Source organism: Pantanalinema rosaneae CENA516, from assembly GCF_050753385.1.
GTDB lineage: Bacteria > Cyanobacteriota > Cyanobacteriia > Leptolyngbyales > Leptolyngbyaceae > Pantanalinema > Pantanalinema rosaneae.
Genome location: NZ_JBLZFZ010000081.1, coordinates 1 through 13,386 on the forward strand (window position 1 = coordinate 1; position 13,386 = coordinate 13,386).

Annotated in this window: 12 protein-coding genes; 8 read left to right on the forward strand and 4 right to left on the reverse strand. The window is 49.7% G+C overall.

Annotated elements, in window-relative coordinates:
• Positions 1-927 (reverse strand): molybdopterin molybdotransferase MoeA (locus ACN4EK_RS29055; protein WP_431661924.1); only part of this gene is annotated, 927 nt, incomplete at its 3' end.
• A gap of 51 nt (positions 928-978) precedes the next feature.
• Here ACN4EK_RS29055 and ACN4EK_RS29060 point away from each other — a divergent pair.
• From ACN4EK_RS29060 to ACN4EK_RS29080, 5 genes are all read left to right on the forward strand, one after another.
• Positions 979-1,329, forward strand: a complete 351-nt coding sequence (locus tag ACN4EK_RS29060; protein WP_431661925.1) for a hypothetical protein — start codon at positions 979-981, stop codon at positions 1,327-1,329.
• Between the two features lie 316 nt (positions 1,330-1,645).
• Positions 1,646-2,983: an ABC transporter substrate-binding protein gene (locus ACN4EK_RS29065; protein WP_431661926.1), complete on the forward strand. Its 1,338-nt coding sequence runs from the start codon at positions 1,646-1,648 to the stop codon at positions 2,981-2,983.
• 1 nt (position 2,984) lies between these two features.
• The gene (locus ACN4EK_RS29070) at positions 2,985-3,914 is read left to right on the forward strand and encodes a carbohydrate ABC transporter permease (protein ID WP_431661927.1); all 930 of its coding nucleotides are present in this window, start codon (positions 2,985-2,987) and stop codon (positions 3,912-3,914) included.
• Between the two features lie 2 nt (positions 3,915-3,916).
• Positions 3,917-4,801: a carbohydrate ABC transporter permease gene (locus ACN4EK_RS29075; RefSeq protein WP_431661928.1), complete on the forward strand. Its 885-nt coding sequence runs from the start codon at positions 3,917-3,919 to the stop codon at positions 4,799-4,801.
• Between the two features lie 6 nt (positions 4,802-4,807).
• Positions 4,808-5,890 carry an ABC transporter ATP-binding protein gene (locus tag ACN4EK_RS29080; protein ID WP_431661929.1) on the forward strand — a complete coding sequence of 361 codons (1,083 nt, stop codon included), beginning with the start codon at positions 4,808-4,810 and terminating at the stop codon, positions 5,888-5,890.
• 103 nt (positions 5,891-5,993) lie between these two features.
• Here the strand turns inward: ACN4EK_RS29080 and ACN4EK_RS29085 are convergent, their stop codons facing one another.
• Positions 5,994-7,280, reverse strand: coding sequence for a DUF389 domain-containing protein (locus tag ACN4EK_RS29085; RefSeq protein WP_431661930.1), 1,287 nt, complete (start codon positions 7,278-7,280; stop codon positions 5,994-5,996).
• Between the two features lie 333 nt (positions 7,281-7,613).
• Between ACN4EK_RS29085 and ACN4EK_RS29090 the strand changes: the two genes are divergently transcribed.
• The 3 genes from ACN4EK_RS29090 (at position 7,614) to ACN4EK_RS29100 (ending at position 10,246) form a co-directional block, all read left to right on the forward strand.
• Positions 7,614-8,627, forward strand: coding sequence for a class I fructose-bisphosphate aldolase (locus tag ACN4EK_RS29090; protein WP_431661931.1), 1,014 nt, complete (start codon positions 7,614-7,616; stop codon positions 8,625-8,627).
• A 153-nt stretch (positions 8,628-8,780) separates the two neighbouring features.
• Entirely contained in the window at positions 8,781-9,713 is a 933-nt protein-coding gene (locus ACN4EK_RS29095) for a helix-turn-helix transcriptional regulator (RefSeq protein WP_431661932.1), read from the forward strand.
• 83 nt (positions 9,714-9,796) lie between these two features.
• The gene (locus ACN4EK_RS29100; protein WP_431661933.1) at positions 9,797-10,246 is read left to right on the forward strand and encodes an MAPEG family protein; all 450 of its coding nucleotides are present in this window, start codon (positions 9,797-9,799) and stop codon (positions 10,244-10,246) included.
• A gap of 17 nt (positions 10,247-10,263) precedes the next feature.
• On the opposite strand, the gene ACN4EK_RS29105 is transcribed toward ACN4EK_RS29100, so the two are convergent.
• Positions 10,264-12,792, reverse strand: a complete 2,529-nt coding sequence (locus tag ACN4EK_RS29105) for a glycogen/starch/alpha-glucan phosphorylase (protein WP_431661934.1) — start codon at positions 12,790-12,792, stop codon at positions 10,264-10,266.
• A gap of 118 nt (positions 12,793-12,910) precedes the next feature.
• On the reverse strand, positions 12,911-13,375 hold the full coding sequence (locus ACN4EK_RS29110; RefSeq protein WP_431661935.1) for an EF-hand domain-containing protein: 465 nt from the start codon (positions 13,373-13,375) through the stop codon (positions 12,911-12,913).
• Positions 13,376-13,386: the final 11 nt, after the last annotated feature.

Sequence of the window (13,386 nt, forward strand, 5' to 3'; positions counted from 1 at the left end):
TAGTCTCGTGGGCTCGGAGATGTGTATAAGAGACAGAGATGAGGGGGTGGGGCAGGTGGCGACGGTGAGGGGTTTACCCGGTCGGACGGCAACAGACCGGATGTGAATGGTGGCTCCCAAGGTTGCCAGAATCTCGTCTACATAGTCATAGTCGCCCACAGAAACGCCCCCGGAGGAAATGACCATGTCCGATGTGGCTATGGCATCCGCGATCGCCTGTTTCAGGGCATCCGGATCATCGGGAACCCTGCCGAGGTCGATCGGTGTGGCTCCCATTTGCGCCACTAACGCCATGAGGGCATAGCGATTGGAATCAACAATCTGTCCGAGTTGTAAGGGCTGATCCACTTCGACTAGCTCGTTACCCGTAGAGAGAATTGCCACTCGGGGCTGACGGTAAACCGGGACTTCGGCAGATTGAGCCGCCGCCAGCATGGCAATTTCCGTCGCTTGCAAGCGAGTCCCGATCGGGAGTAATGGCTGACCTGCCTGGTAAAAGGCTCCCCGGTGGCGGACAAAGGCGTGTGGTTGCGGTGCCGCCAAAATTGTGACGCGATCGCCGTTTCGCTGAGTTTCCTCCTGCATCACCACGGTATCGGCTCCGGTAGGCATGACTGCCCCGGTGAAAATTCGGGCGGCCTGTCCCGCCTGGATCTGGGATTGGGGTTGAGTCCCCGCCGGAATCTCTTCCACAATGGTTAAGGTCACCGGACGATCGCGGCTACAGTCCCGGACATCTTCATACCGTACAGCGTACCCATCCATTGCTGAATTATCCCAGTGGGGAAAATCTAATCGACTGGTGACAGCAGCGGCTAAGATGCGTCCGACTGCCTGCTCTAATTTGACCGTTTCGCGATCGCGCTGGGCATCAAGTGGGTGAATCAATTCCAGAATCTGTTGCTCGGCTTGGCTGGCTGGCAGCATAATCTAATCTATTCTTGGGATGGACTGTAGCCATCCTATCTGGATCACGGTATGAGATCATTGTTGCTGGTAATCGGGGCACTGTTGGCGATGGGCATTAGTGGATTCGTAGGCTTTTTGGTGGGGGCAACAGGGGGCAGTCTGGCGGGGACGTTGGGCGGGGTAAATTTAGGGATCTGCGAGTCGCTCAGTGTGGCTCGCAGACGGCAGTATATTACCCAAATGGAGGCACAGGGCTTGCTAAATGCAGTGCTGGAAGACTCCAATTTTTATCGCAACAATGCTCATAGAAAGGTGGCAAGGGAAACCCTAACGGATTGCATTTTGAAAAAATTAGCCACTGCCGAGTCCGCACCTCCTACCCAGCCTCAGCCAACTACGACAATGAATCCCAACAACTAATTCCAAATCGGTGCAGTTCCATATAGATCCGTCTGAAAAGTTCACCGGATCACGATCGTATAACGCTAAATCAGCGATCGTGATTGGATGCAAGCGCTGATTTCACTTCATCAATAAACTATTAATGATGAAACTAAAAAAATTTTGCTCAGAGTAATAATTAAGACAATAACGAGTCAGATAAAAATGTCGAAATTATGCAATTTGTATATTTAACTTAAAATAATTCGATAAACCGCCTTGGCTGCGATCGGCAACGAGTATTCTGGGACTATTAAAGCCCATCCGCTCACAACGCTGGTTGTGACATGGTTTCATGTATCTAATTTTCGACTGTTGGCGACTTTTGAGCAGTCGTTGGCAACGCTCTAAACTGCTGCGAGGTATGAGTTTGGTGGCGATCGCGGTCATTGTTGCCTGCACAGTAATTGTGCCAGGACTTTCTCAGCAACCCGTCACACTGACGATGCTGATGCCTGCCCCCGATGTGCCCGTCTGGAATCAGACGATGGTAGCAGAGTTTGAACAAGCTAACCCCAACATCAAACTCCAGATCGTCGAGGGACCTAATTCCGTGGACATGGTGGAAAACATGTATACCACCTCGTTCATTTTGGGAGAGTCGCCCTACGATTTGATCAACATGGATATCATCTGGACACCCAAGTTTGCGGCGGCTGGGTGGTTGATGGATTTAACTGATGAGTTTTCGCAGGCGGAACTCGCGCCCCTCTCGACGGTAGCGGTGAATGGCGGGCGGTTTCAGGGACGGTTGTATCGCCTACCGGTGCGATCGGATGCTGGCATGATTTATTACCGCACCGATTTGTTGCAGCAGGCGGGACTGCCGTTGCCCAAGACATTAGAGGATCTCGATCGCATTGCTAAAACGGTGCAAGGTCAAAAGTTAGTCCGTTGGGGCTATCTCTGGCAGGGGCGGCAGTACGAAGGGGAAGCCGCCATGTTTGTCGAAGTGCTGCATGGCTTTGGTGGCTTTTGGGTGAATCCAGATACCTTAGAGGTGGGACTCGATCGACCGGAAGCCATTCAAGCCGTAAATTTTCTGCTTAACACCATTCGGGAAGGAGTCTCTCCGCCCGGTGTGACCACCTATGTAGAAGAAGACACCCGGCGCTTATTCCAGGCAGGGGATGCCATGTTTATGCGGAATTGGCCCTATGCCTGGCCGCTATTGAACAGTGATACGTCTAAGGTAAAGGGGCGAGTGGGCATCATGCCGATGTTAGGGGCTGCCGGGCAGGATAGTGGTTCTTGTCTGGGTGGGTGGGGGCTAGGAATTGTCAAAACCACGCGCCATAAAGCGGCAGCACTGAAAGCGATTCGCTTCTTTACCCAGGCAGCGGGACAAAAGAATTTTGTCATCGAAGCGGGCTTTATTCCCGCCGTTCGCAGTCTGTTCACCGATCGAGATGTAGTCGCTCGTTATCCTCACTATCCGCAACTCGCGACCTTAGTCGATAACGCGGTTCTGCGTCCGCCGGTCGCCCAATACGCTCAGGTATCCGATATTTTGCAACGGTATTTAAGTATGGCACTCACCCGACAACGATCCCCCGAGGCGGCAATGCAGGCAGCGGCAGCAGAAACGCGGCGGTTGTTGGTGACCAGTCAGCGGGTTAAGGACGCGGCGTAAGATGACTCGAACTCGCTCCCCGATCGATCCAATTCAAGCCCGTGATCAACGCACCGGGTTATATCTGGTCTTGCCAGCGGTGATTGTGTTGTTATTAGTGTTTGCCTATCCGATCGCCCAGGCGTTTTGGCTGGGGCTATTTGCCAATAACTTAGGTACAGGGTTGCAATCGGTATTTATTGGCTTAGGCAACTATATTCGTATTCTGGGTGATGGGTTTTTCTGGCAGACCTTGATCACCACATTTCGCTTCACCCTAATTTCGGTGTTGTTGGAATTAGTCATTGGTATGGGGATTGCGTTGGTATTGAATCGTGCCTTTAAGGGACGGGGAGCCGTTCGCACGATCGCAATTCTGCCCTGGGCATTACCGACGGCATTGATCGCGATGGTGTGGGCATGGATTTTTAATGATCAGTTTGGCATTGCCAATGACATCCTATTGCGCTTGGGGCTGGTGTCCCGTGAAACGTTAGTTAACTGGTTAGGGCAACCCTGGACAGCAAATTTAGCCATCATTGTGGCGGATGTCTGGAAAACAACGCCCTTTATCAGCATTCTGTTACTGGCGGGACTGCAATCGATTCCATCGGATTTGTATGAAGCCCATGCCTTAGATGGGGGTACGCCCTGGCAGGGGTTTTGGCGGATTACCGTCCCTTTGTTACTGCCTCAAATTCTGATTGCCACCCTATTCCGCTTTGCCCAAGCTTTTGGCGTGTATGACTTAGTGCAGGTGATGACGGGGGGCGGCCCCGGTGGAGCAACAGCCGTCGTGTCGCTGTATATCTATGCCAATGCCATGCGGTATTTAGATTTTGGTTATGCCTCTGCCTTAATTGTTGTCACCTTTGTTTTATTAATTCTGGCAGTGCTGCTCTGTAATGCCTGGATCACTCGATCGCGATCGAACGCCTCTGGAGCCCGTTAATTATGAGCCTTGTATCGAATGCCCGTCAGCCGCGTTCTACCCCCCGTCTATCTCGATCGCTAACATTGGGGGATGTTTTGTTCTGGCTGGCAGTCGCGGCGATCGTGCTGTTCTGTCTGGCTCCCGTGTTATGGCAGGTGTTAACCTCCTTTAAACTGACGGAGGATATCATTGCCATTCCCAATATTTATTTTCCAACTCGGTTTACCTTAGCGCACTATATTCAACTTTTCCAACGCCAACCCTTTTGGCGATATATCTTGAATAGTACCTTCGTGGCGGTAACATCTACGATTACCTGTTTAGCGATCGGTGCGCCTGCCGCCTATGCCCTGGCTCGGCTCCATCCCAAAGGTCGAAACTGGATGATGGCTGGCATTTTATTAGTGACGCTGTTTCCCTATATTTTGTTGATTCAGGGATTATTGCAAATTGTTCAATTCTTTCATCTGGCGAACAATTATTTAGCCCTAATTATCACTTATACAGCAATCAATCTACCATTAACTATTCTAGTGATGCGGAGCTTTTTTACTCAGCTTCCCAGAGACTTAGAAGATGCCGCCAGGGTCGATGGCTATACAACGGTGCAAATGCTGACTCAAATCGTTTTGCCATTAACCCTACCTGCCTTAGTCACCACTGGAATTCTGACATTTATTGCCTCGTGGAATGAGTATATCTTTGCCCTCACCTTCATTACAGAAGATACTATGAAAACGATTCCTGTAGCCGCTGCCCAGATTAGTGGTAGCTCGACCTATGAAGCGCCCTATGGACCGATCGCGGCAGCTACAGTCGTTGGCACAATTCCATTAATTCTCTTGGTGCTAATTTTCCAACGCCAAATTATTCAAGGGTTAACTGCCGGAGCCGTTAAAGGATAATCACTTATGCCAACGTTGCAATTGCATCATTTGAATAAAACCTTTTCGCCGAAAGTAGTTCCTGTCAAGGATGTCAGCTTGACTGTAGAAGAGGGTGAAGTTTTAACCTTATTAGGTCCTTCAGGTTGTGGTAAATCGACCGTACTCCGGATGATTGCTGGGCTGGAGACTCCCACCAAAGGACAAATTCTGATTGGCGATCGCGATGTCACCTTTGCGCGTCCCGGCGATCGCAATGTGGCAATGGTATTTCAAAGTTATGCCCTGTATCCTCACCTGACAGTGTATGAAAATCTCTGTGCTGGACTGCGGCTGAAAAAAGTGCCTCAACCCGAAATTGACCAGCGAGTAGCGGACGTATCTCGCATCCTGGGACTGGATCAGAGCTTGATGTCACGCAAACCGGGGCAATTATCGGGGGGACAACGACAAAGAGTTGCGGTCGGGCGGGCATTAGTCCGGCGATCGGATGTGTTTCTGCTCGATGAACCGCTTAGTAATCTGGATGCCCTCCTGCGAGAACGAGTACGGGCAGACCTGAAACAGATTTTTGCGGCTCAAAATACGCCGGTTGTCTATGTCACCCACGACCAGACGGAAGCGATGACACTATCGACTCAGGTGGCGGTACTGAACAATGGCTATGTGCAACAACTCGATACCCCAGAACGGATTTACACCCATCCTGCCAATCAGTTTGTTGCCGGATTTGTCGGTAGTCCGCAAATGAATTTGTTAACCCTGCCCTGCCTGGGCAACCAAGCTCTCCTGGGTGACTTCAAGCTACCCCTCCCCGATCTACCAACTCCACCGCCAGAAATTGTGTTGGGGATTCGTCCCGAAGATGTTAAGTTAGCCACTGCCGCCGACCCTCATGCGATTCGGGGCGAGGTCTTCTTAGTGGAAAACTTAGGGATGAATCATCTAATCAGCGCCAAAATCCCTAATTCCCACGGTGAGCCTGTGATCCTACGATCGCTGCTACCCCCCCATAGCACATCGAGTTCCGAGTTATTGATGACGCTACCCAGTCATGCTATTCACTGGTTTGATCCCCAATCCGGTGATGCTTTAGTTAAACGGGCTTGAGTGGGATGTTGCGATCGCGAACGGATCTGTTTGTCTGGTGTGATGGAGGGTATGCTGACTTGTGCGGCCATTTCTGCATCATGCCGCATCGGCTGGTATTGTCCTACGGATCGTGATTAGGAGGCTCAAGCACATTGACATTGACTAAGGGCGTTACATTGGGTTGTTGCTCGATCAGTCGAGTTTGTACTGTTTGAGTCAGCCGCTCGCGAATTGTGCTAGTGGATTCGGTTGCGGTTGGCGATCGCTGGACATATAGGATTGTCAACAATGTATTTTGTCCGGGAATGTTCGATCGCGTAAATCGCACATTCGATTCTACTAATTCGGCGGCTACCTCTTGTTCAACAATCCGTTGTACTTCGGCATTAGCTCGTTGAGCAAGGCTGGAACGCTCCAGATTTGGGGGATTAACGAATTGCCAGATCAGTAGCCCGATCAATGCCAGTATCGTGATAGAGAGCGCGATCGGGAAAACGCTTTGCTGTCCGCGAGAATAGCGTGCGCCTCTGGTGGAGAGTCCTGCCCAGCGAAACAATAATGCCGCCGAGAAATTGATGCCACAGAGTTGTAGTAGGAGCAGGAATGCGCCTCCAGTCACCATATCCCACCGCCCGATCGCGATGGACATGCCCAGCACTCCCGCCGGAGGGGCAAGGGAAGCGGCAACTAGCATCCCTGTGGCAGCCCCAGATACCAGGCTACTGCGTTCCGATTGCACTAAATTCAAGGCTCCGGCGGCTCCAGCCGCGAGAGGAAGGAAGACAGCCACTGTTGATACCTGACTGCGTTCAACCATTTGTGGCGTGGCAATGTCTTGTCTGAGGACAACACTGAGGAAGGCAGCAATCATGATCGTTACACTGAGTGCCACAAAGTATCTGAGCAGACCGCGCCCCAGGAGTTTGCGATCGCCCCGAGCGGTGGCAATGGCAACGTTCATCGCTGGACCCGCAAAGGGGGCAATCAACATGGCTGCCGTCAGAAGATAGATCGTGTTGGTATACAACCCAATCCAAACGACGATCCCTGCGACAGCCGCATAGCCGATGAAGCCTTTCCAAGAACCAACGCTTTGTAAGCCTGATAGAAAGACTTCTACAGGGCTACGCAGCTCGACATTTGTCACCTGGTCTGCGGCTTGCTCTGCGGGTGGATGCAATGCCATTACGCCAGAGGGTAATAGGGTAATCTGCACATCGGGCACTGCTTCGAGTTCTCTAAGAACCTCCTCAACCTGACGGTTAGAAACATGCACAATTACTAAATCCAGAGCACGATCGCCATTGTGTGCCTCCATCTGCGATAGGTTAGTTGCTTGACACTCCTGAGCGATCGCTAGCACATCCTTACCATGCCCACGTGGAACTTGAATCATGAGTTGACGCATAATCCCTCCTTTCTCCTTACCATCGCGGATCAACCGCAAGGTCTATCTCTAGCGAGAGGCAGATTTATTGGTTACTTGATAAAGATTGCTTCACAAGTTTATATTTCCAATCCATCCGGAGCTAGGTGACGGTGACAGCGCAAAATCGATTAACTGAGGGTAGAGCGCTAATTCCGTTGATGCCGTTGTAGCACTGAGGCAGTGACGGTAGCTTGGCTAGATACCATTTCAGCGCCTTTGCCAGGATGCCAATCTCCATGTTGCTTTAGAACTCGTCAAATCAGGGTGGAGATGCAGCCAGGGCAGTAATACGATGCCTAAGGAGAGTAAACTATGTACGACCAAGAGTTAGCGGCTACCGCCAAAGCCATGGTCGCTCCCGGCAAGGGAATTTTGGCGGCTGATGAGAGTTACAACACGGCAAATAAGCGTTTCCAGAAGCTGGGGATTCCGGCAACTGAAGAGATGCGTCGCGCCTACCGGGAAATGCTGTTTACGACTCCTGGAATTGCTGACTTCTTTAGTGGCGTGATTCTGTTTGATGAAACGATTCGCCAATCAACCAAGGACGGGATTCCATTCATCAAGGTGCTGTTAGCGGCTGGCATCATTCCCGGCATCAAACTAGATGCGGGTGCCAAACCGTTAGCTAAAGCGCCCGGTGAGACGGTGACTGAGGGGTTAGATGGGTTGCGCGATCGCATTGCGGAATACTACAACCTGGGGGCTCGCTTTGCTAAGTGGCGGGCGGTGATTACGATCGGCGATGGTCTACCGACTGAACGTTGTATTCAAGCGAATGCCCATGCCCTGGCTCGGTATGCGGCGCTTTGCCAGGAAGGTGGACTTACCCCGATCGTTGAACCAGAGGTTTTGATGGATGGCGATCATTCGTTGGAGCGTAGCTATACGGTGCATCAAGCAGTGCTAAAAGCGGTGTTTGATCAACTCTATCTGCAAGAAGTCGTGCTCGAGCAGATGGTACTCAAGCCGAGTATGGTGATTCCAGGTCAACAAAGTTCCCAGCAGGCAAGTGTCGAAGCGGTTGCCCGCTGGACGGTCAAATGTTTAAAAGAGCGAGTTCCGGCGGCCGTTCCAGGGTGTGCCTTTCTCTCCGGTGGACAAAGTGATGATCTGGCTACGGCGCATCTGAATGCGATGAACAGGCTATTTCCCGATCAGTTACCGTGGCGGCTGACGTTTTCCTATGGTCGGGCTCTCCAGCAAGCGGCGATGCAAGCCTGGAATGGTCAGGACGCGAATGTGGCGGTAGCACAGGAAAAACTCTATCATCGTGCCCAACTCAATAGCGCTGCGACGTTGGGGCAGTGTGAATGTGCATCCTAGTAATTTCCGGTTATGGTGTTTGACTTGCCAGAATCCCATAAGCGACAGCGCAACAACCGCGAGATCTGTATGATTCAGCAGAAGCGTAACTCTCAGCCTTAAAAGATAGCAGAAATTAGGCACAATGGAGACATCCCCTAGCGATCCCAGGTTATGAGAGAACCAGCACCGTCTGTCAAACTGCTGGATTATTGCCAGGAGCGGGCATCGGCTCAAATTGTCCCCAAACCTGCGGTGTTAAGCAGTCTGGGTTGGCAGGATCTGCATCTGGAACTCCACCAACAACCGACCTTTGCCACTGATGAGCATCACCACACCATGCATGTGCTGGCTTGTGGGCTCATTGATTCATCTAATCAAAATGCACCAGGAATGCGATCGCTCGACGGCAAGCGATCGCGCGAAAGACGGAGTGCTGGAGATATTGCGATTATTCCAGCCGGAATCACCCATGCCTGTAGTTGGGATACTCCGGCTGAGTTTCTGGTTTTGGCGATTGCACCGACTTTGCTAAAACAGGTGGGGCAGGATTGGGTCAACCCGGATCAGATTGAATTGCGTCCTCAGTTTATGAGCGAGTCCGATCGATTCCTTCAAACCATGCTTGCCACTCTGAAAACGGAGGCTGAGCTTGCCGGAATAGGCAGTGATTTGCTGATCGATAGCTTAAAAACTGCCTTAGCAATTCATTTGATCCGCAACTATTGTGTGACTTGTCCCAGACTCTCCAGTACCGCTAATGGTTTATCTCAAGCGACATTAAGACTGGTGAAAGAGTATATTCATGACCATCTCCATCAAGATGTGAAATTAGCCGCAATCGCCGCGATCGCCCAACTCAGCCCCTATCACTTCTTACGACTATTTAAGCAAAGCCTGGGAGTAACGCCCCATCAATATATCTTGCAATGTCGGTTAAACCAGGCAAAAAACTTATTGCAACACAGTGATCTCAGTATTGCTGAAATTGCTATCAGAACAGGCTTTTGTGATCAAAGCCATTTAACACGCTACTGCAAACGCATCATAGGAGTAACACCTAAACAACTCCTGCAACTGCGATCGCTTTCCCCACGATCGCAATAATATCCCAAACCTTCGCAACTTTTTCCTATCGCCTTGATATTCCGGCTTTTTACAGTAGGAATAGGCTGTATAGGAGAAGAAAGATGAAAATTGAGCAAAGCACCAGTCTGGCGATCGCTGAACAATTGTCCATGCCACCGATGACAGTGCCACTGTGGGGATTAGTCATTTTCATCCTCTGGACGATCGCAGTTGTGGTTCTGTTACTGATGGTCAGAATTCGCCACTTAGCGGCAGGAGGTAGCCCCAAAGATTTTGCCGTCATGGACGATAATCACTTAATGTGGCGGTTGTTTCGAGTTCAGGCTAACCTGGTGGAAAATTTACCTCTCTATTTAGGAGTAATTTTCCTCCTGACAGTACGAGGGCTTTCTGGAGGTATCGTCGATCTCCTGGTCGGCATCTACATTACATTTCGACTCTTACACTCTATTGTTCACATTGCAGGTGCCGATCCAAGGTTACGGATATTGAGTCTGGCGGCTCAATTTAGTTGTTTGATCAGTTTGATTGTTTTAGTAATCTTGTCATAGGAACGACAGGACATCGTTTAGAACGTGAGCTTCAGGTCGCCATTGGTCGATTGGTTGTATTCCGGCACATCGATCTGAACCGCAGGAACCCGCCAAATGGTTTGGAGATAGTCCCGAATCGAGCGATCGCTAGAGAATTTACCCATCCGAGCAACGTTGAGGATGGACATGCGAGTCCATTGATCCTGATCCTGGTAAGCTTGTCCTACTAGATCCTGGCATTCCACGTAGGACTGATAATCTGCCAGCAGCAGATACTCGTCACGATATAGCAAGGAATCTACCAGGGGCTTGAATAGATTGGGATCACCGTGAGAGAAGAATCCAGAGGCTATGCGATCGATCACTAACCTCAGTTCAGCGTTATTGTTGTAGTAATCCCAGGGATTGTACCCCGCCGCTTTTTTCGCCAATACTTCTTCAGTCGTTAATCCAAACAGAAAGAAATTATCAGCGCCTACAGCATCGCGAATTTCGATATTTGCCCCATCCAGTGTGCCGATCGTCAATGCCCCGTTCATCGAGAATTTCATGTTGCCCGTACCCGACGCTTCCTTACCAGCCGTAGAAATTTGCTCTGAGAGATCGGCAGCCGGATACACCCGTTGGGCAAACTTAACGTTGTAATCTTTCATGAATACAACTTTGAGCCGCTCTCGCATGTCTGGATCACTGTTAATGACATCTGCGATCGAATTAATTAACTTAATGATCAACTTTGCCATGTAGTAACCAGGTGCGGCTTTACCACCAAACAGGAAGGTACGGGGGGGAATCTCTAGATCTGGATTCGCTTTGATTCGGTTGTACAACGTAATGATATAAAGGGCGTTCAGGTGTTGCCGTTTATATTCATGAATCCATTTCGCTTGAATATCAAACAGGGAGGTGGGATCAATCTCAATGCTGTAGTTGGCTCGGATATAATCCGCCAAATCCTGTTTCACCGCCTGTTTTACCTGCCGGAATGTGTGGCGGAAATCAGTATCATACACAAAGGCTTCTAATTTCCGTAATTCATCCAGATTCTTGATCCAACTATCGCCAATTTTGTTAGTAATCAAGTTTGCTAACCGAGGATTACTCAACACCATAAATCGGCGAGGGGTCACGCCATTGGTGACATTCGTGAACTTCTCTGGATACATCTCATAGAAGTCATGTAACACAGTCTGCTTCAATAGTTCACTATGGAGTTCGGCAACCCCATTAATGGCAAAGCTACCGACACAGGCAAGATTTGCCATGCGCACATACCGCTCACCACTTTCATCAATGATTGACATTCGCCAGAGGCGATCGAAATCGTCTGGGAACTTAATTCGGACTTCGTCTAAAAAACGTTGATTAATTTCGTAAATCAGTTCCAGGTGACGAGGCAACGTGTTACCAAACATACTCAAAGACCACCGTTCCAGGGCTTCTGGAAGTAAGGTGTGATTGGTGTAAGCAAAGGTTTTGGTGGTGATAGTCCAGGCTTTATCCCAATCAAATCCATACTCATCCAGTAAGAGCCGCATTAATTCAGCTACTGCCACCGTGGGATGGGTATCATTGAGCTGAATGGCATAGTGTTCATGAAACCGCTCTAACGCCAGATTTTGAGTCTTCATCATCCGAATCATATCCTGCAAAGAACAGGAGACAAAGAAGTATTGCTGTTCTAAGCGCAGTTGTTTACCCTGGTAGGATTCGTCATTGGGATAAAGGACTTTGGTGATGTTTTCGCACTCACTTTTTTCGTGAACCGCGCCAAAGTAATCACCCTGGTTAAAGGCTTCAAAATCAAACGATTCTGGAGCTTCTGCTTTCCACAGGCGCAGGGTATTGGCGGTATTGGTTTGAAATCCCAGAATCGGTGTGTCATAGGGAACCCCTTTGACCACTTTATAGGGAACCCAGCGAGTACGGTAGCGACCATGCTCGTCAGTGTAAGACTCCGTGTGACCGCCCAGTTTAACTTCTAGCTCCGCCTCAGGACGGGCAACTTCCCACGGATTACCATAACGTAACCACTTGTCGGTAATCTCAACCTGCCAACCATCTTTAATGTCCTGGTCAAAGATGCCATATTCGTAGCGAATCCCATAGCCGATCGCGGGAATTTCCAGTGTTGCCAGAGAGTCGATATAGCATGCAGCTAAGCGTCCCAGCCCCCCATTTCCTAATCCAGGTTCTTCCTCTTGTTCCAGCAAATCCGGCAAATTCAGCCCAAATTCCTCCATTGCCTGCTTCACTACGTTGTACAATCCCAGATTGATCAGATTGTTACCGAGATGAGGACCTAGTAGGAACTCGGCAGACAGGTAAGCAACGGTACGGGGGGCTTTTTCCAGGTAGGTCTGAGTTGTATTCAGCCAACGATTGAGCAGACGATCGCGCACTGTATACGCCAATGCCATGTAGTAATCATTTCGGGTGGAAATCTTGGGAAACTTTGCCTGGATATAGAAGAGGTTATCCAAAAAGGCACGTTTCAATGTTTCAACATTAATTCCAGTGCGATCGTCTTCGATTTGAATATTGTTGGGAACGATACTAACCATAACGTTGTAGGCTCCTATTGGTTGGGAATGGAGAGGGCAGAAGGACTGGGATAGCGTGTTGTAAATCCGCTGATTTTGTCATGAAGAGTGTTTTGCAAATCCCTCCCGCCGAGTCTAATTACTGAAACCCAATGTGGGTGAGTGCGCCGAGATACTCGTAGTAGGTGATCTGCCCATCACCATCGCGATCGACTTCAGCCATAAGGGTTTGGATTTGGGTACTGCTGAGTGGTAAAACTAGTCGTTCAGCAATATCAATCGCTTCCTCAACTGAAAGTAGTCCATTGTGATCCCGGTCTAGTTCACGGAATTTTTTGAGAATTTGCAAGGTCGGTTCAGTAGCGACCACGAATTCTTCAAACCCAATGCACCCATCCTTATCCATATCCAGGGCTTCAAACGCTTTGGTCAAGCGACTCTGCTCTTGCACTAAGGCGAAGTTGAGATACTCATCCAGGTCGATTTTGCCATCCTGGTTTAAATCAAGTTGGGCAAATGCAGTGGCGATCTCAGCTAGCTGTTCCTTAGAGAGAAGTGCTTCCAGATCTTCCGATCCTTCAACAGTCAATTGATCAATGTTCATATCTCAATTAC